Below are 20,274 nucleotides of genomic sequence, written 5' to 3'. Positions count from 1 at the left end.
TACATCTTACACATGTAAAGTTTAATTATTTAAAGAAAAAAGTAGCATCCTAATGATAAATAAGTAATCATTCACTATCTTTGCACTTATTAACTCAATTCCATTTCAACGAATATCTAATGATGCTAAGCTATAAAAATGTCAAAAGGGCATTCTTATTTCTTACTTTATTCCTAAACTTTACCTATTTATCAATTGCAGAAGAAGCAGAAAGAATCATTACCCCGGATTCTATCTATTCTCTCCAATTTCAAGGTAAATTACTTGATGCTAAGAAGCTGTCGAAAGCCTGGGTTTCACAAGTTAAAAGTAAGTTTGGATCCAAAAGTGTAGAAGTAGTAATTCCTCTTATTGTTTCTTCAGAACTAGCGATACTTAGAAAAGAGTATCAAACCGCACAAACATTTCTAGACGAGAGTATCCAAATCATGGATAATTCTTCGGGCTGGTTATACCCAGACTATGGGCTTGCCTTAAACTACAAGGCCTACTGTTTATTAAGCTTGGGAGATACTTATAAAGCAATTCCGATCGTCAATGAATCGGAGATGATTTATACCAAAACGCTTACTAAGCAACATCCTGATTATAACCTTTGTATAATCAACAGGGCTATCATCCATCTCAATCTCAATGAGTTTGAAAAAAGTGAAGAATATTTTAATCAAAGTCTATCTTCTTACAATACCAACTTCGGGAAATCAAAAGTGGAGAGTACTGTGAAAATAGAATGGATTAAGAATCTCCAAGCTCAACTGTACACCAAATGGTTTAAACCTGAAAAGGCCAATAAAATTCTAGAAGAAGTTCAAAGTTCACTTATTGCACAACATCTCGAAAAAAGCCCCTTATTTACTGATATGCTTCTCGAAATTGGTGATGTTTTCTTGTTAAAAAACGAATACCGAATGGCTTATACTCATTACGATGATTGTAAAGAGTTATTAGAAGCATCATTAGGACCAAAACACCCTGCCACTTTAGTTGCTTATTTTAAGATCGCCAATACACTAAAAGCACAAAATTACTTTAAGAATGCTATCAGTTTCTATGAAAAAATCATTTCAAACTTTGATGTAAATAATAGCGATAACAACGTATACGTAGAATCTCTACTCCAATTGGCAGATATCTACATGATGAAAGGTGATACAAAAAATGCCACCAATTACCTTGCAAAATCTCAGGAGCATAATTACAACAAAAGGGATCTTGATTTCTTCTATTTAAAAGTGGCCGGAGAATTAGATTTCATCAATGGTGATTATATCTCAGCGGAGTTAAAGCTAATGGAGTTGATATCACTTGTTCGCCAAGAGAAAGTATTCTTCACTAGGCATTACAGTGATGCCGTTGCGGTGTTAGGCTCTCTTTTCGTAACTCTAGGTAGGGTAAATGATGCTGTAAATATCTGTTCTAGTGAGCTTCGATTCATCAAGAAAAGAAATATGCAGGGAGGTTTGAGTTACTTTAAAGTAAAACTTAGTCTTCTCAATGCTCAATTAAGTGAAGGTGATGAGGATATAAATCTTATAGTTCAGGAAACTCAACAGTCTATTGATAGTGTTATCCTCAATTTAAATCCTAATCACACCCTATTGATTAAAGGAAATAATATTCTTGGAAAAGCTGCCCTAAAAAATAGAGAGTTTGATTTAGCTTTGGAGTACTTTGAAAAAGCAGATCAATTTGCAGAGAAACAAGGTATTGATGAAAAAGAATACCAACGTATTGAGATCATTGACTGCAAAGGGAATATTTACCTCGCTCAGAAGAAGTACGAACTAGCGTTAGCCGAATACAAGAAGGTAGTCAACACATTCGACAACACCTCTATTTACAAACCTGGAATCATGGCCAGAATTGCTTATGTCAATTCCCTTCAAAATAAATGGCCTGAAGCAGAACAACTGATATTGGAAGCAGTAGACCTTCGCTTTAAACAATATGATGAGCAATTGAAGTTTACGAGTGAAGACGAGAAAATTAACTTCATACATTACTCTAGTGGGGTTTTTGTTTACTTCTACAGCATGATGGCTTCTGAAAGAGGCATAAAGTCTCCTCTAATGAGAGCGAAGGCTTACGATATTCATACGAACTACCGTAAGTACTTCTTAAAAGAAGCGATGACGAGAAAGAATAAGATTGAACAATTAAATGAGTATAGAAACTCTGTAATGTTTACGAACTATGCAGAAAACCTTAAGCATTTAAAATCGAAGTTAGCCACTGTTAACTTTATGTCTAAGTCAGAAAGAAAGGCACTCGGTATTGATACCTACATGACTACGGACAGAATCAATAATCTTGAAAAATCGTTGGTATATGCCACCAATACCAAACAAGATTCATTAGGTATCAAAAAGTCTATAAAGTGGCAGGATACACAAAAAAGCCTTGAAGAAGGAGAAGTGGCTATTGAAATTATCAAGTTGAAGAATATCAATAAAGCAAAAGAATCCTATGCCGCTATCATTATTTCGAAAGAACTGAAGTCCCCTAAGTTTGTTCCTATCGGAAACGCAAGACTTATGGAAACTGATCTTTTGGCGATCTATAACCGTCTGACTACACCACATAGTCGATCTTTGGTTATGTCTACGAATAAACCCAAGAAAAAGGTGAATCCATACGATTACTACTGGAAGCCTATTCGTAAGGTTTTAGACACTCTAAATATCACTACTACTAAAATTTACCTAAGTAAAGATGGTATCTATAATGGTATTAACTTAAATATCATGAAGAACTCTGCTACAGGTAAACATATTATTGAAGAAGAAAATATTCATTTAGTAATAAGTACAGCTGATATCAAAACCAAGACACAAAAGAAGTTAGTATCCAAAGACATCCTTCTTGTAGGCAACCCCGTTTTCCAACATGATGGTACTTCAGGAGAAGGTGTATCCAGAGGAGTGACAGAAGAAGCTACTTCAGATTCTGACGGTGGCTATTATTTCTACCTTAATAACTTACCGGGTACGGATACTGAAATAAAAAATGCTGAAACAATGTTCAAAAAACAGGGGTGGAATGTGACTTCTTTATCACAATTCCAAGCAACTGAAGAGAACATAAAAGGAATGAAAACCTCACCTTACATTATGCATGTGGCTACTCATGGTTTCTATTTGGATGAATTACAGTTTCCTATTTTGAATAACCCACTATTAAAATCTGGGTTGTTCTTTACTGAAGTTTCACAAAAAGAAAATAGAGAGCTGACTGATATCTATGATTCTGGTAATGATGGTATCTTAACTGCTTATGAAGTGAAAGGTCTAAACCTTAAAAATACAGAGTTATTGATCTTATCAGCATGTCAGACAGGTGTATCTGAGATCTCTGCAGGAGATGGTATCTCTGGTCTTCAATACGCTTTTAGCATCGCAGGTGTTAATTCAATTATCATGAGTTTGTGGAGTGTAGATGATGCAGCTACTCAAAAGCTGATGAATGAATTTTACAAGCAATGGTTTGAGACAAAAAACAAAGATATTGCTTTCAAAAATGCTCAATTGGCTTTAAAGAAAGAATATCCTAACCCCTATTATTGGGGAGCATTTGTACTGATAAACTAAATATTATCAGAAATCATTCAATAACAAAAAAGCCTAAGAAATAAGGTCTTAGGCTTTTTTGTTATTGATAATTTCTATTTATAAATGACTACATCAAAAGAACTCTTTCCGTCAAACTCTTCGAGATTAATATATCGATGAGTTACTTCCAAACCTTCTTTCTCTATCACCACTTTATATTTATACTGATTAGGAACAATTAAATTAAAGACTCCTTCTTTAGTCGTCTTATCTTTTGCCAAAGGTTTATTTTGGTCATCATAAGCGAAAACATCATACCCTTCAACACCACCTATCATACTTTCAAAAATACCTGTAATCGTATTCTGAGTTGATCGCATCAATTCCCCATCACTATCTACTAATACTTCCGATAATGAATCTGGATAGAACTTGTTATAATCATCTCCGAAATACCCTTTTTCATTAATATATCCGGTCACATAGAACTCTGTTCTTCTGTTCATCTGATGTTCGTCTTCAGAACACCTTTTGTTTTTACACTCAATAACCGGCATCGTCTCACCATACCCTTTATACGTCATACGATCTGCAGAAATCCCTTTTGATACAGCATAATCAAATGCCTCTTTTGCTCTTTCATCAGATAACTTCTGATTATAAGATTCTCTACCTCTGATATCTGTGTGTGAAGACAACTCAATGGTAATTGTAGGATTGTACTTCATTACCGTAACTACAGTATCTAAAGAATGTGATGCATCTGAACGAATATCAAACTTATCAAAATCATAGTAGATTCTTACTCTCTGACCTACAATAGGATTCATTGCAATATTACGTTCTGTAATTACTTGAACTCCTGTATTGGCAGCTTGTCTTCGAGTAAAATACCTTGGCCTCTCTGAAAGAAAATCATAATGTTCGTTTGCCATCACAGGAATTCGATAATACCCTGTTGAATCAGTAAATACTTCTATTTTTTTTCCTGTAGACCTTTCTGCAATCGTAACTCTTGCTATTAATGGTTCTTTAGACAAAGAATCATATACAACCCCTTCAATAATTGGTCTGGATAATTCAAGAACTATTAATTCTCCAGTACTGATTTTTGACACAGCCTCTTCGCTTAAAACTGAATCGGGTTGGTACCCATCTTTACCACCAATAATATCTTGTTGATTCCAATCTTCAAAACTCACTTTAAATAACCCAGCACTATCTGAAATAGCTACTCTTTTTCCAAGAACTGTAACATCGGCCATTTCGATAGGTTCCCTTGTGAACTTATCAATAACAATTCCTTTGAAAAAGCTCTTTTTGATTTCTAAAATATTATCATTCTCATTTGATGAAGATGTTGTTGCTCTGTTTGAAGAGATATAATAGGTATTCATATCGATTTGTGCACCCCCGAAATCATCATAACTAGAATTGATCGGAGCTTTTAAGTGCACTGGTCTAGACTGTATATTATTGAGGTCTTGCATCACAATATCCAATCCCCCTAAACCTCCCCAACCATTGGATGAGAAATATAGTTTATCGTTAATAATCACAGGAAACACCTCATTCCCTACTGTATTAATTTCTTTACCCATCAACACCGGAGAACCAAACTTCCCTCCGTCTGAAACCTCAGAATAGTAAATATCAGCACCTCCTACACCTTCAGGTCTATCTGACACAAAATAAAGCCTTTTACCGTCTGTTGAGAAAGCAGGGTGCCCTGTAGAAAAATCTACAGAGTTCCATAAAAAACCAGAAGGTTTGCCCCAAGTTCCATCTTGATTTTTAGAAGAGACCATTAACTGTAAATTACTTTGCTTGTCTTCCGTTTTTTCTTTTTTATCGCTTCTTGTAAATACAATCATGTTCCCATCAGGGCTTATAGCAGCGGAAGCTTCATGAAATTTACTATTGATCTTCTTAGAGAAATTTTTAATGTTTCCAGTAGAATCATAATAGAAAAGGTCCAGAAATGATCCACCATCCCATGCATATTTTTTTGCACCCGTTCCTTTGGGGCGATTAGAGGCGAAGACAACTCCACCATTATATACCAATGGACTAAAATCATCATTCTCGGAGTTAAATGGAGCATTATTCACAAGAAATAAGTCCTTATCTAGCTGAAGAGTATCAATCATTGAAAGGTTTTTCATCTTTCCATATATCCTTGCAGAGTTCTGACCATTTGGCTCATTAAACGCTACCTTGTACCACTTTTTAGCTTCCTTATACTCTCCGGTATTACTTAACGCATCTGCATAAATCTCCGCTATTTCTCCTGAAATTTCAATTCCAGCGCTATCTAGTTCATGAAAAACTTGAACTGATTCCTGTGGCTTATTTAGTTTCTGAAGACACTCTGCAACATGAATAGCATACGTTTGCTTTTTTTCTAAATCAGTTTCCTTTTCATATTGCTTTTTATAATGCTTTAGTGCGGATGCATAGTCCATATTTTCAAAACGTTCATCATTTCTTTCATCGATATTCTGAACTTTTTGATTTTGCATTGTCTGACCTAAGGTCATTGATGATATCAACAGAAATACTATGTATATATACTTTTTCATTCGTTGTTAGAAATATCTCGGTGTTTTGATTTTATTCTTTTTATTCTCGAAAAATAAATTGATCATGAACTCATGCGATCCATTGGTAATGTTTGATGCTGAGTTAGTAATTAAATCATAAGAATAGCCTATTCTAAATATCTTATTCAGTTGGAGCTCTGTAATAAACCCTACCGATTCTTGAGTTCTGTAGGTCATTCCTAACCACAACCACTCCATCAATAAAGCATTTACATTAATATCTGCTTGAACCGGTGCACCTTCAGTTACTCTAATTAATGCATTGGGCTTTAATACTAAATTAGGGTTGATAAAAAATGCATAACCTGCGGTCACAAAATAATAACGTTGTTCTTCTACAACAAGCGTCGAATTAGCATCTCCCAAGTCTGAATTCAATAACCTTGGCACCGAAAATCCCACATAGTAATTGTCCGTATTATAGAACAAACCTCCTCCAAAATTCGGAGCATTCCTCCTTACTCTTTCATTTGGTAAAGACGGGTCTGGTACATGAGAGGTAAGGTCTGCAAAATTAACAGCTACACTATTTAAACCTCCTTGTAATCCAAATGATAGAGTGCCTTCACCAAGATTAATACGATAAGCCCCAACTACATTAAAATTTTGTGTTGTTGTTGCTCCAATTTTGTCTTGCGAAAACAATCCTCCAACTGACAATCGCTTATTGCCTAAAGGGGAATCTATCGCTATTGTAGACGTATGTGGAGAGCCTCCAACACCCGTCCAATGTTGTCGGTAAATTAATGATGTATTGATACCTCCCTGACTACCAGCATATGCTGGGTTTATCGTCATACCGTTAAACATATACTGTGAGTATAGTGTATTTTGCTGAGCATTAACTGTAAACGTAATTCCCATAAACACCACTGAAAGCAACAATATTTGATGTATAGTTTTCATAAAATGAGTATTCTAGGTTTAGGTTATTTTGCAAGAACTACATATCCCGAACGAACAGGACTACCATCTTTTAAATCCACTTTATAGAAATATGTAGCTGCTGGCAATACGTTGTTTCCAGCCCCATTTCCGTTATTGGTGCCATCCCAGCTTATGTCAGCATTATTGTAACCATTTGAGTTATAAACAACATTACCCCAACGGTTATAAATCGTTACTTCATTATTAGGGTAAAATTCAATGTCCTTAATGTGCCAATAGTCATTTATGCCATCATTGTTAGGAGTAAATGATGAATAAATCACTAATTCAGGACCGATGTCAATTAATACAAAAGCGGATTCTTCTGCATATAATCTTCCATTTGTAGCATTCCATTCAAATTGATCATCACCGGCAAAATCAAAATCAGGAGTATAAATCAACTGATCCAAACTATCTACTGAGAATGTTTCATTTATCTCTACAGGTTCATCATTATAAGTTAGTTCACCATTTTCTGGAAGACTTAATACAACAATGGATACCATGGCTGAATCCATTGGGTCGGTAAATGCATTTTGGAAATCCGATAATGTTATTGGAATATCTTGGTTCTCATCTCCTGATTTACTGATATCAACTACTACAGGTATAATATCATCTAGGTTTTCGACAATATGGAATGTAACTCGACTAGAAGTACCACTCCAATGGGAACCATTATTTACACTATACAAAATGTGATCATCCCCAACATAATCGGTATTAGGTCTATACAACAACTGATCTAATTGACTTCTATGGATCCTTTGTCCTAAAGTCACAGCAGTAGTTCCCAAAAACATCTGTCCATCTCTAGATAGTTGCTCTATGCCAACACTATCCAATGCCAGGTTATTTGGATCAGAATAATGATTTTCAAAATCAACTAATGATAAGGGTAAATCTTCATTCACTTGTCCATATTTTTCAAACGGTGTTGCTTCTGGTGAGTCAGGGGAGTCTGATACTATAATTCTGATTAGTGCTTCTGAGTATCCGTCCCTATCGTCTGTAATATAATACCTTGCATAGGTAAGGCCTCTAAAGTCTCTTGTTGGCGTAAATTCAACTTGATTATTGATGATTTTTACTACTCCATTTTCCTCTTCTCTTTCAGCCATATAAGCTGTTGTCACAATCAAGCTGTCGCCATCTTGATCAAAATCATTGTCCAATACATCGATTAAAACAGGGGTATTATCAAATGTCTGTGCTTGATCATCGATAGCTGTTGGAGGGTGTGTTTTTGTATATAATTGGATACGAACGTTTCCATCAACATCTGCATATTGTATTCCATCTGAACCATTCCAATTGAAGTTTTCTAACACCTCCAAGTTTCTTAAGTCATCGATATAAAAGAGTGAACTTATATCTGCGGCATCAATTTCCTGACCGACAGTAATCGCTGTAGAGGGTTCCATGTAGATTGTCCCTTCAGAAGGTAATGATGTGAATTTAATCTTATCCAAATCCTGACTATCAGAAAATCTAGCATTGAAATCATTATAAGTGAAATGGATTGTATCTCCAACATAACCACCATAGTATAAGTCACCTACAGTAGGAGCATCATTTAGAATATTGATACTAATAATTGCTGTACTTTCTCCATCTATACCATCAGTAATCGTATAGCTAACTCTACCTCCATTAACATCACTTCCTACATAACCATCTTCAGGAACAAAATAAACTTGCCCATCTACAATAGATGCAGAACCATGTGAAGTAGCATTAATTCTCCTAATGTAAATGGAATCTCCATCAGCATCTGTATCATTAACTAGAGCATCAACGAATATTGATTGATTGGCGACTGTTGTTGAGAAATCGTCTAAAGCGACTGGATTATGCCTATTGTTTTCTATGAAAATAAATATTCTTGCATCTTCAGAAGACATATCACCATTTTCGTCTTCTACAGCATAATTAAAACTGGTTAAACCATGCCAATACGTATCTGGTCTGAAGAGTAGTTGATCAATGGAAGTAAATGGTATGCTTTGATTTAGTGCAACGTCTGAACCATTAAAAACTAATGTGCCATTCGCTGGTAATGATTTGACAATAACATTTTGTATATCAACTGTTGGTGTAATGTTGTGATAATGATTATTGAATTCATCACTATTGAAAGGTAGGTCTGTATTTTTTTGCCCAATCTTATAAAAGTCTAAAATGACTAAATCAATTAATAAACTAACTGTAAAAGTATACTCATCAACACTCTGGATATCTCGATTATCTACCACTTTAAAATGAATGCTATCATAGTTGATAGGGTCAGTACCAACCATAGAAGTTGCTTCATATCGAATATCAGTTCCAACAGGAATTTCATCATCGATAGCAATATCCACAAAGCTACCTCCTCCATTATCTCTTTGGAATACCGTATTTGCTGAATGTACCGGCAGACTTTTTATTATCACTGACTTATAAGTAGCAGATGCATCTACTGATGAAAAGTAAAATAAGTCCTCAACTGCTTGATCAATAACAACATTTAAAGGTGCAATACCTGTAGAGTCCTTAGATATAGGCGGGTCATTTACAGGAGTCACATTAATAGTATATAAATGCCTTATTGAATGGTGGTTATTTAAATCAATACCTGTATTGTCTTTTACTCTAAAATTAAACCTAGAATAAGGATCATAATTGTCATTGCTTTCATCTGCAATAGGGTAATACCTTAACAAGGTAACATCTGGAATTTCATGTCCCAAAGTCAATTGATATGGAGTAAGGGTATCTCCATCATATACCAATCGTCCATGGAAATTCAACGGGTCTAATGGATAAGAGACTCTAATCCCATCGAAAGTATCTCCATCTTCATCGTTAAATAAGAAATCAGATTCCGAAAACTGATGGTAGGTATCTTCATCTATAGTAATAGTTTCATCCTGAGAAGTTGGTCTAGATTTTATAGTGATAAAAGAATTCGCCGTATTACTACTTACAGAAGTCGTCTCAACTCTTAAGATAGTTTGAGTCGTTCTTTGAGTAAAGTCTGTTAAATCATTGTTGGAAAAATAGACTAACTTCAAGGCTTCTTCAAACTCTGCCTTCGTTCCTCCTCCTTCTATACGTACTACCCTTTGTTCATCGGTATAACTCCATGTCAGACTTCCCGGCAAAGTCCCCCGGACAATTAAGGAATCTGTAGCTTCAATTTTCGTTAATGAAATATCGGCATAAGAGATAAAGTCTGTCCCCAAAAGTGTCACTTTCGTATCTATATCAGCAATAACTCCAGATGTTAAAGATCCTCTGTAATACACACCATTATAATCCGCTCCATCAATACCTGAACTATTATTATTGTCCAAGTCTAAGGTAGGAGGAATTACACAACCATTGATTTCTAACTTCAATGATAAGTTATTCGAATAATCACATTCCAAAAGTGGAGTATAAACGGTATCTGCTGGCAATGGTACATCTACAGTAGATCCATCAAAAGCATAAGGATTGTGATTTGCAAGGATATACAGTTCAATGGTATTTGTACCATCTTGAGGAACCAAAGCGTTGACAATTGTAGATTCGCCTGGCTGTATTGTTTGTCTTAATAAAACCGTATCAATTACAGAAGCTGATGAACTACTGTAAGGATCTCCATTATATAATGTTACCGGAGTACCTAATGCAGCAGACCAGTCACCTTGGTTTTCAATGGTGATAAAAATCGGAATATCTGAACCGTCAGCACAATCTGATAAATCTGCTTCAATATCTGGAATTATTAAATCTGGTGTAGCAAAAGAGATATTTAAACTATCCGTAATAAAAGGGGTCTGACTCAAGAAAGAATTTAAAGTACCTTCAAAATAAGGATTGAAGTTATCTTGTGGTGCAATAGGAATCGTTAAATCGTCATTAATATTTGTGACATGATAACCATGTTGGTTCCAGAGATTTCTACAAGAAACCCAAGGAGAATCATAAGATCCCCATACTTGTATAAATCCGTTTGCTTCAGAATCAGGACCATTGACATCTTGAGCTGACATCACAATCTCTGCTTGTCCATCGGCATTTACATCAGCAACCAAAGGATATTCAGTTCTTGTTCCTGCTCTTGAAATTACTTTTGAAACTTCTATAAAAGTGTTACTGTCGTCGTCCCACCTCCAAATAAATAAATTTTCTTCTTCAGAGTAAACAACTTCAATATTTCCATCACCATCAAAATCAAATAATGTAGACCCAGTCATCTGAGAGCCATCATCTAATTTCTGTTTTTTCCACTTCTCTACTAATGCATTTGTTCCTGCATCATACTCAAGTACAACATATTGATTTTTGCCTGCTGTACCAACTTCAATCATTCCATCATTATCAAAGTCTCCAAGATTACAGCGACCAATTTTATCAGAATTTTCAAAAACATAATTTCCTAAATAGGTCTGCGTATAAGGTGACCATAGATAAATAGAAATCCCTTTATTATTAATCTTAGAAGCAACAATCACTTCTAGTTTATTATTACCAGTAAAATCACCTATACTCACAAAGCCATCACCAGGTCTGTAATGATTATCATAACCTGAGGGTAAAGGACAACTCACTAATTCAGTAAGTGTACCACCTGCAATATCGACAGCATAAACTTTTCCTCCAGCAATTAATTCTAACCCCTCTACTTCATTACCAAAGGTTCCTCCATTGGGATTACTATCTCCAGGCTGAAAAACATCATATGCTAATGGGTATGCATCTTCAATTTTATTCCCATCTTCGGAATTCATATTGTAAGAGAAGGAACCACTATTCTTTGCAGAATCTGGAGCAATTAATTCTGCTAAAGTGATAGCATTGAAAATCGAATTACCTAAATAAACTTCAGGTACACCATCCCCATTAAAGTCTGCAAGCTGAGGAGTTTGCATATTAGAAACAACTTTAGCGGGGAGGGACTCAGCAATGAAACGGTCAGACAAATATTCATAACGTCTAACTACGCGGCCTTCATTAACAAAGATATCTCCAAGCTTATTTTTGTCAACATCTCCAATGGCAACTTGAGTATAAGCATGCGTGTTTCCTTTTTCTGTGATTTGCTGTAAAAGTTTACCATCTGCCCCACTAAATATATTAATAAAGCCTGGCTCACCCTTGGGCATAGATTTTCCTACAAGCTCTGGAATACTGTCTAAATCAAGATCGGCAACCATCACACCAGACCTTTGCTCAATTTTAGCAACGTTGGGATCAGTTGAGAACTTGGGAACAATATTGAAGTTCGGTACAATTGGAGGAATCACCTGACAAGTCGCAGAATCATTACCAAAATAGAATCCGTCACAACCCGGAAAATTGGTACAATCTGGATCAAAACAATCAATAAGGCCATCACCATCATCATCAATTCCGTTATCACAGATTTCAGATTGAGCAATTAATAGTAATGGGAAAAATGTGGTTATTAAAAGTAATAGTGTTCTTCTATATGATTGACACATACAGTAGTATAGTTTTTATGGAGTATTAAATTCAGTTCATAATAAAGTTAAAAAAATTGATGGGTTTTTAAATTATTTTAAATGAATTTTTACTCATAATAGCTATTCTACAATGATTCTTTTATTCATCGTATTCTATAACAGTAATACTCCCTAGCAAACTAATCCCTTCTAAAACAACTACACAATTCACTTTTTCTTTAACTGATGGAGTAACCACAGCTTTATTATTAGAAAATACTTTAGAAATTTTACTCGACCAGTTCTTGCTTTTCTTTGAAAAAGAATGCTCACTAAGAATCTTTTTTGTATGGTCGATTACATGTGTCCCAGGTGCTACTTTAATAACAACTTCTCCTATTACTTTTACAATTCTGATTTTTAACTCAGCACCTTCTAAACATTTTGAACGTAAGTCCACTTTAGTTTCACCAATCATCGTCACTATTTCATAATTCGAAACAGAATTACGCATAGCATTATTATCAAAAGACAGTTTTAATGCCCCTAAAATTGTAAACATTCTGGACGGTGCATATTGAGATGTACTTATATGCAAATGTTTTTCACCTAGAACCGTTACCGACATTTTATTTGGGTCTTGCGGTAAGACACCTCTAGATGCTTCTGATTTTAAAGGAATTACATTTGTATTATTCTTATACTGATCTGGAAAGTCTGAGAGTAATCCGTCTAATATTTCAACATGATCCGCATTCATTGCAATTTCTAAACGGTTTTCATAATCATGCTCATCTAAATTCCCTTCAATAAATGCTTTTTCTAATATTGAAACTACTTCTTTACGCCTTTTGGGTAAGCCAAATTGTGATTTATGTTTCATCCGGTGATGGAAAGTTAGATTTGAATAGAGAAATTTAATTTAGCATAAATATACAAAAAAAGCCTACTGATTAATATCAATAGGCTTGTGAGTGCAAAATATGTGTTTTTAATATGGTATAATATCTACATTGATAGTGCAAAAGCGATCACGAATCCCGCTACGATCACTAAAGTTGCTATTGTGAAATTTCTCATAATTTTGTGTTTATATATGGTTGTGGTAAGTGTTTCGATTTGTTACATCAAATGTATATTTTACGCTTTTAAAGAACAAACTTTTTTTCAACTATTTTTTTAGAGAAAAAAATCATCGTTTTATTATTTTTCAAAGATTTTCCACTTCTATTAAAAAAGTTTTAAAATTCCTTCTGTTTTAATTTATCCAAATCACCTTATAAGTGTAATAAATACAGAAATAATAAATAATCTTGAAAAATAAATTATTGTTAATAGAGTAAAATCGTATCTTTATAGATAAGAAAAAACAATTTCAGCTAAAGTGAGATTGAAAAATGATGGACACTTTAGTGGTAAAAATATTTTATTACTCTTTTTATTATCTATGAGTAAAATCTCTATTGTCCCATTTGGGAAAACAAACTTATATGTATCACGAATTGGTTTAGGCCTTGCTGCGTTAGGTAGACCTGGATATATCAATTTAGGTCATGGAAAAGACTTAGAAGAAAACTATAATATAGATGCCATGCAAAACAGAAGCAGTGATATTTTAACTGCTGCGGCCAATGCTGGTATTACATATTTTGACACAGCAAGAAGCTATGGCAAGGCGGAAGAGTTTTTGAATCATTGGTTAAGAACTAATCATCATACCGATTGTGTAGTAGGCAGTAAATGGGGGTATGAATATACCGCAGAGTGGAATGTTACTGCACAACATCATGAAGTTAAAAACCACAACCTAGAACTTTTAAAGAAACAGTGGGGAGAAAGTATTGATATTCTTCAAGAACAACTCAATATTTATCATATCCATTCTGCCACGTTAGAATCTGGTGTGCTAGATAATGAAGAAGTTTTAGATCAATTGTGGAATATTAAAGAAAAAAACACTGTCGTGGGTCTTTCTTTAAGTGGTACAAAACAAGCTGAAACCTTAGAAAAAGCCTTAGGAATCCAAAGAGACGGTGTACACCTCTTCCAATCCGTACAAGCCACATATAATATCTTAGAAAGATCTGCTGCTACGTTATTAGAAGAAGCCGCTTATCAAGGTTGGGGAATCATTATTAAAGAGGTATTTGCCAATGGCAGACTCACAGAAAGAAATAATGAAAGCGACTTTAATGATGCAAAACAGAAACTTCAATTTATTGCACAAAAGCACAATGTAGGCATCGATGCCATTGCATTAGCTTTTGTATTGTCTCAACCATGGGTAAGTACAGCACTGAGCGGTGCGACTACCTTTGAAATGTTGGAAGCAAATTTAAAAGGAAATCAATTACAACTAGACTTAATGGACTTCCAAATGTTGGATGAACTAGTAGAAGAATCTGAAAATTATTGGGCAAAAAGATCCTCATTAGAGTGGAACTAATCTTTACAGATTAGTTCCTTTTTTTATTTTTTCTTCTAACTTTATATTAACAACAACGAATCAATCTGTTTTCAAAAGAGGATAATCCAATTAAATAATAACTCAAAACCTCATTTAAAAACGGCATATATATCCAAATTTTTAATAATCTATTCATAACCCTTTATGAAAAAGTTACTCTTGGTCGTTGCATTTTTTGCAATACCATTATTAAACTATGCTCAGAAGAAAAAGAAATCTTCAAACAAAAAACCAAACATCCTAGTAATTTGGGGTGATGACGTCGGTTGGGCAAACATCAGCAAATACAACCACGGAATGATGGGCTACCAAACACCTAATATTGACCGTATTGCTAATGAAGGTGCTATGTTTACCGATTGGTATGCACAACAATCTTGTACAGCAGGTAGAGCGGCATTTATTTTAGGCCAACACCCATTCAGAACGGGACTTTTAACGATCGGAATGCCAGGTTCAAAACAAGGTATACGAGAAGATCAGCCTACAATTGCTGAATTACTTAAACCTCTTGGCTATACTTCAGGACAATTTGGTAAGAATCACCTTGGAGACCAAGATATGCACTTACCTACTAACCATGGATTTGATGAATTCTTTGGTAACCTTTATCATTTAAATGCTGAAGAGGAGCCAGAGACATATTACTACCCTAAGGACCCAGAATTCCACAAAAAGTTTGGACCAAGAGGTGTAATCCATTCATATGCTGATGGTAGAGTACAAGATACAGGGCCATTAACTCGTAAAAGAATGGAAACTGTAGATGATGAATTTACAGGGGCTGCATTAGAGTTTATCGAAAAAGCACATAAAGCAGACAAACCTTTCTTTGTTTGGTTATCGGCTACTCGTATGCACGTCTGGACTCACTTAAAAGAAGAGTCAAAAGGTGTAACAGGTATCGGTATCTACCCTGACGGTATGGTAGAGCATGATAAAAATATTGGTGTCGTTTTAGCCAAACTTGAAGAGCTTGGAATTATTGATGACACTATCATTATGTATTCTACAGATAATGGAGCTGAAAAATTCACATGGCCTGATGGTGGTACTACACCTTTTGCTGGTGAAAAAGGTACTACATGGGAAGGTGGCTTCAGAGTTCCTTGTGCAATTCGTTGGCCAGGTGTGATTAAACCAGGTACAATTGATAACAACATTTACTCGCATGAAGACATGATGCCTACTTTATTAGCGGCTGCAGGTGTTTCTGATGTAAAAGAAAAGTTATTAACTGGTCACCAAGCAGGTGATAAAAACTTTAAAGTTCATCTTGACGGTTATAACATGATGCCTTTCTGGACAGGACAAGTAAAAGAAGATCCTCGTAAAGAAATTTTCTATTTCGATGCAGGTGGTCATCTAAATGCTTTACGTTATAATGACTGGAAGTTACATTTCTCAATCATGGAAGGAGCTATTAATACTGCTTACAGAAAAACTCCATCATGGCCTATCTTAATTAACTTAAGAGCCGATCCTTATGAGGTATCTTACAAGTCTGCTCTTTACATCCGTTGGTTTGCAGATAATATGTGGACATTTGTTCCTGCTCAAGCCTATACAGCTAAGTTCTTGGCAACATTTAAGGAGTTCCCTCCTGTTCAAGGTTCATCATTAGGTATAGACAAAGTATTACAGTCTTTACAATCAAAACCTCAGAACTAGAAGAAATTCATAATATAAAAAAGAAGGCGTCTCAACAAAGTTGTGGCGCCTTCTTGCTTTACATCAATTTTCATCATTACATCGGTAATACTGACATTGAGAATCATAACTCAACGCCCACTATCAATACATCATCAGTTTGAGGTGCAGTACCTTTCCATTTTTCAAATACGCCCTCTAAAACTTTCTTTTGTTTCACCATTGGATAGTTGATTGTTCTATTCAAGGCTTCAATTAATCTCTTTTGTAAAAACTTACTTCCTTGTGATCCTCCAAACTGATCTTGGAACCCATCACTTGTTAAGTATAATCTATCTCCTGATTGATAATCTATGATACTTGACTCAAACTGCTTACGAACATCTTTAGCATGATATCCAATAGTAGATTTAGATCCTTGTATCTTATCAATCTTGTTGTCTTTTCCTACGAAATACAAAGGTCGTTTCGCACCAACAAATTCAATTTCTCTACGGTCAGAATGGATGGCTACTAAACCTAAATCCATACCATCAGAAATCTTGTTTACATTTTTCAGATTTAGCAAGGCATACAATTCCATATCTAAGAAATTTAATATCTCTTTTGGAGAGTGTATTTGCTGGTTGATCACGATATCATTCAACAACAGATTCCCAATAATTGTCATAAATGCCGCTGAAACTCCATGCCCTGTACAATCGGCCGCTACCAAAATCCTTAAATCCTCCTTTTGATAGAACCAATAAAAATCACCTGAAATAATATCTTTTGGACGGTTAAGAATAAATCCATCTTTAAATTCATCAATGATATTCTGACGGTGACCTAAGATAGAATGCTGTACTTTTTTTGCATATGAAATACTGTCAGTCAGCTTTCTATTTACATTCGAAACTACTTCATTTTGCTTCTGCAGTTTCGATGCTTGTTGTTCAATTTCTTCTTTTTGATCTTGAATTTCTCTTGTTCGTTCGTTGATTTTCAATTCAAGATCCTTATTAATATTGATCTGTAGTTGGTGATTCTTTTCTAGCTGTTCATAAAGCTCCTTTTCTACAGACTCTTTTTCTTGATTTGTATTCAATAAGTTTTGATGAGCATCTCTTAAAGCTAAACCTCTACTGATCGTTTCATTTAAGTATTTATCTATCGCTTTTACAGCTGGCCTAAAGATAAATTTGGCTTCCAAGAAGATAGAAAGAAGTGTAATCACTAAAAGAATTGTTTCTATCGTCTCTACTTGTTTAATTCTACTAGTAGACTCATGATCATATTGGAAAGTAATAATGTTCATTTGTCTAAGAAATGATGCTTCATTTTGTAAAATCACTGAAACATAGGGATCAATATATTGAGGAGAACTTTCTTCTAAGATATTTTCTGCTGCCTGTTTCATTTGGTCAAAATTTGGAGTAATCTCTGCGAACATTTTAGAGATCGTCTCGCTATTTTCACCTCCCAGATCCAACTCTAGTGATCTTTCTTTTAGACCATAATGTGAGGTAGACCAAAGCTCTATCACACTTTTAAACTCTCCCTGTAACTTTGCATACTGACGATTAGAAGATGCTCTTTCTAGCTGTAAGGCTATTTTACTGATCTTCTGGCTCAACATCCTTTGTCTACCAGATATGTTAATCACACGGGCATCTTTTTCTTGTTTGCTCAATACAGTTCTAATAATCACCTGACTTGATATACTTAAGAAAGCTATAAGAGAAAGTGCAATTATATAAGATGCTGTAAGTTTTTTCTTCGGACTTTTTAGATAATTCGTGTTACTCATTGTGCTAGTTAATTTAGTTTGTTACTTCAGAGTAATATTTATGCTCTTTAGAGTTTAGAATCTGGCATGATACAAGTGGTTTTAGTGATTCAAGAAGTCCATTAGATATCCTCTGTAATGGTAATAATCTGGATGCTCTAAGATATCTTTTCTATTTCTTGGACGTTCAAATGGAATCGCTAATTCATCTCCGATTTTAGCAAATGGACCACTTGTCATCATAATTACTCTATCGGCTAAAAATATCGATTCATCCACATCATGAGTAATCATAATCGCTGTAATCTGCTCTTTTTGCCATACTTCAAGAAGTACATCTTGTAGCTCACCTCTAGTTAAAGAATCTAACATTCCGAAAGGTTCATCTAAAAGCAATACTTTAGGCTTTAAAGCAAATGCTCTTGCAATACCTACTCTTTGTTGCATACCTTGAGACAACTCCGATGCTCTTTTATCGAAATCATTTCCTAAGCCCACTTTATCTAAGTAGTACTTACAAATGTCTTGTTTTTGCTTTTTGGATGCGTGAGGAAAAACTTGCTTTACACCAATCATTACATTCTGTAAAGCTGTCATCCATGGGAATAAACTTGGTGATTGGAATACTACAGCTCTATCTGGGCCTGCTTCTCTTACTTCATCACCGTCTACAAAAACTTGTCCTTTGCTGATATCATTTAAACCGGCAATCATTGTCAACAAGGTAGACTTACCACACCCTGAATGACCAATTACAGAAATAAATTCTCCTTTTTTAACGGTTAATTGAAGGTCTGATAACACTGTATAATCCCCTTTTGGAGTTGGGTAGATCTTAGCGATATCTCTACACACCAACATATCAGGTCTAGTATCTTCAATTATTTCTTTTTGTGGGGATAAAATATCTTTAGCAATTAAACTCATAGTTGTATTTTTTTAGATGTAATGTAATGATTGTATTTGATGTAAATTGATATTAGAAGTATTGTAGTTTTTCTTTTGCTTTCTTGAATCCAAACTTGATTCGACCAGGCATTACTGGCTTTAAGTCTGGTAATTCATAAGAGGTAGTCTTTTGTGATTTACGAGAAGCACCAACCTCAATTAGATATTCAAGCACTTCGTTTCTTAAATGCTTATACTCATCCATCTTATTGATCTCAGCGACCACTCTTGGGCGAGCTAAATTGACTGAGAAAGTTGGACCTAATGAAGCTTGTGGACCTGGATTTAATGGAATAATACGGTCTGCCATTACAATACCTTCATCCACATCGTTCGTAATCAATAAACATGTTTTACGATCTTCACTCCAGATATTAACGATTTCCTCTTGTAGTGTACCTCTAGTCAAAGCATCTAATGCTGATAAAGGCTCATCCATTAATAACATTTTAGGGTTCATGGCTAAAGCTCTTGCTACTGACACCCTTTGTCTCATACCTCCTGAAAGTTCAGCAGGTTTTTTATCAATGGCATGCGATAGATGTACCATCGCTACATACTTTTTGATCAACTCTTGCTTCTCCTCCTTGCTTTTAGATGGGTAAACCTCATCAATCGCTAACTTTACATTTTGAGAAACTGTTAACCAAGGTAATAGAGAGTAGTTCTGGAAAACCACGCCTCTATCAGGCCCTGGTCCGGTGATGGGCTTCCCTTCCAAAAGCACCTCACCTTTGTCTGGGAATTCCAATCCGTTGATTAAATTGATAAGAGTAGTTTTTCCGCTTCCAGTGAATCCAACAATAGCGACAAACTCACCTTCTTCAATTGATAGATTTATATCTTTAAGTACTTCGACTTTTTGATCTCCGCTTCCGTAAGACTTGCTTACGTTTCTTAATTCTAAATATGCCATATCTCCTAC

General features: G+C 35.0%; 10 protein-coding genes. 3 read left to right on the top strand and 7 right to left on the bottom strand.

Annotated elements, in window-relative coordinates:
- Window positions 1–119 precede the first annotated feature (119 nt).
- Window positions 120–3,587 carry a CHAT domain-containing protein gene (locus HGP29_RS04070; RefSeq protein WP_168881067.1) on the top strand — a complete coding sequence of 1,156 codons (3,468 nt, stop codon included), beginning with the start codon at window positions 120–122 and terminating at the stop codon, window positions 3,585–3,587.
- Between the two features lie 74 nt (window positions 3,588–3,661).
- Here the strand turns inward: HGP29_RS04070 and HGP29_RS04065 are convergent, their stop codons facing one another.
- The 4 genes from HGP29_RS04065 to HGP29_RS04050 form a co-directional block, all read right to left on the bottom strand.
- The gene (locus HGP29_RS04065) at window positions 3,662–6,070 is read right to left on the bottom strand and encodes an OmpA family protein (RefSeq protein ID WP_211093194.1); all 2,409 of its coding nucleotides are present in this window, start codon (window positions 6,068–6,070) and stop codon (window positions 3,662–3,664) included.
- Between the two features lie 66 nt (window positions 6,071–6,136).
- Window positions 6,137–7,057, bottom strand: coding sequence for a PorP/SprF family type IX secretion system membrane protein (locus HGP29_RS04060; protein WP_168881065.1), 921 nt, complete (start codon window positions 7,055–7,057; stop codon window positions 6,137–6,139).
- Window positions 7,058–7,080: 23 nt separating this feature from the next.
- Entirely contained in the window at window positions 7,081–12,555 is a 5,475-nt protein-coding gene (locus HGP29_RS04055) for an Ig-like domain-containing protein (RefSeq protein WP_168881064.1), read from the bottom strand.
- A gap of 121 nt (window positions 12,556–12,676) precedes the next feature.
- Complete coding sequence (locus HGP29_RS04050) at window positions 12,677–13,399, bottom strand: DUF1707 domain-containing protein (protein ID WP_168881063.1); 723 nt, start codon at window positions 13,397–13,399, stop codon at window positions 12,677–12,679.
- Between the two features lie 564 nt (window positions 13,400–13,963).
- Between HGP29_RS04050 and HGP29_RS04045 the strand changes: the two genes are divergently transcribed.
- Together HGP29_RS04045 and HGP29_RS04040 are read left to right on the top strand one after the other, a co-directional pair.
- Window positions 13,964–14,962: an aldo/keto reductase gene (locus tag HGP29_RS04045; RefSeq protein WP_168881062.1), complete on the top strand. Its 999-nt coding sequence runs from the start codon at window positions 13,964–13,966 to the stop codon at window positions 14,960–14,962.
- A 165-nt stretch (window positions 14,963–15,127) separates the two neighbouring features.
- A complete protein-coding gene (locus HGP29_RS04040) occupies window positions 15,128–16,654 on the top strand; it encodes an arylsulfatase (RefSeq protein ID WP_168881061.1) in 1,527 nt (508 codons plus the stop codon).
- A gap of 103 nt (window positions 16,655–16,757) precedes the next feature.
- Here the strand turns inward: HGP29_RS04040 and HGP29_RS04035 are convergent, their stop codons facing one another.
- The 3 genes from HGP29_RS04035 to HGP29_RS04025 all read right to left on the bottom strand — a co-directional run bounded on the left by HGP29_RS04035 (window position 16,758) and on the right by HGP29_RS04025 (window position 20,265).
- Window positions 16,758–18,422 carry a type IV pili methyl-accepting chemotaxis transducer N-terminal domain-containing protein gene (locus HGP29_RS04035; protein ID WP_168881060.1) on the bottom strand — a complete coding sequence of 555 codons (1,665 nt, stop codon included), beginning with the start codon at window positions 18,420–18,422 and terminating at the stop codon, window positions 16,758–16,760.
- Between the two features lie 81 nt (window positions 18,423–18,503).
- Window positions 18,504–19,328, bottom strand: a complete 825-nt coding sequence (locus HGP29_RS04030; RefSeq protein WP_168881059.1) for an ABC transporter ATP-binding protein — start codon at window positions 19,326–19,328, stop codon at window positions 18,504–18,506.
- 52 nt (window positions 19,329–19,380) lie between these two features.
- Window positions 19,381–20,265: an ABC transporter ATP-binding protein gene (locus HGP29_RS04025; protein WP_168881058.1), complete on the bottom strand. Its 885-nt coding sequence runs from the start codon at window positions 20,263–20,265 to the stop codon at window positions 19,381–19,383.
- Window positions 20,266–20,274: the final 9 nt, after the last annotated feature.

The organism is Flammeovirga agarivorans, assembly GCF_012641475.1.
Lineage (GTDB): Bacteria > Bacteroidota > Bacteroidia > Cytophagales > Flammeovirgaceae > Flammeovirga > Flammeovirga agarivorans.
Note: the sequence above shows the minus strand (reverse complement) of the source record. Positions and strands in the feature narration are given on the sequence as shown.

What these genes read in the sequence shown, in the direction of transcription:
- HGP29_RS04070 (WP_168881067.1), top strand. Translation starts at nt 120, where the DNA reads ATGATGCTAAGCTATAAAAATGTCAAAAGGGCATTCTTATTTCTTACT.
- HGP29_RS04065 (WP_211093194.1), bottom strand. Translation starts at nt 6,070, where the DNA reads ATGCAAAATCAAAAAGTTCAGAATATCGATGAAAGAAATGATGAACGT.
- HGP29_RS04060 (WP_168881065.1), bottom strand. Translation starts at nt 7,057, where the DNA reads ATGAAAACTATACATCAAATATTGTTGCTTTCAGTGGTGTTTATGGGA.
- HGP29_RS04055 (WP_168881064.1), bottom strand. Translation starts at nt 12,555, where the DNA reads ATGTGTCAATCATATAGAAGAACACTATTACTTTTAATAACCACATTT.
- HGP29_RS04050 (WP_168881063.1), bottom strand. Translation starts at nt 13,399, where the DNA reads ATGAAACATAAATCACAATTTGGCTTACCCAAAAGGCGTAAAGAAGTA.
- HGP29_RS04045 (WP_168881062.1), top strand. Translation starts at nt 13,964, where the DNA reads ATGAGTAAAATCTCTATTGTCCCATTTGGGAAAACAAACTTATATGTA.
- HGP29_RS04040 (WP_168881061.1), top strand. Translation starts at nt 15,128, where the DNA reads ATGAAAAAGTTACTCTTGGTCGTTGCATTTTTTGCAATACCATTATTA.
- HGP29_RS04035 (WP_168881060.1), bottom strand. Translation starts at nt 18,422, where the DNA reads ATGAGTAACACGAATTATCTAAAAAGTCCGAAGAAAAAACTTACAGCA.
- HGP29_RS04030 (WP_168881059.1), bottom strand. Translation starts at nt 19,328, where the DNA reads ATGAGTTTAATTGCTAAAGATATTTTATCCCCACAAAAAGAAATAATT.
- HGP29_RS04025 (WP_168881058.1), bottom strand. Translation starts at nt 20,265, where the DNA reads ATGGCATATTTAGAATTAAGAAACGTAAGCAAGTCTTACGGAAGCGGA.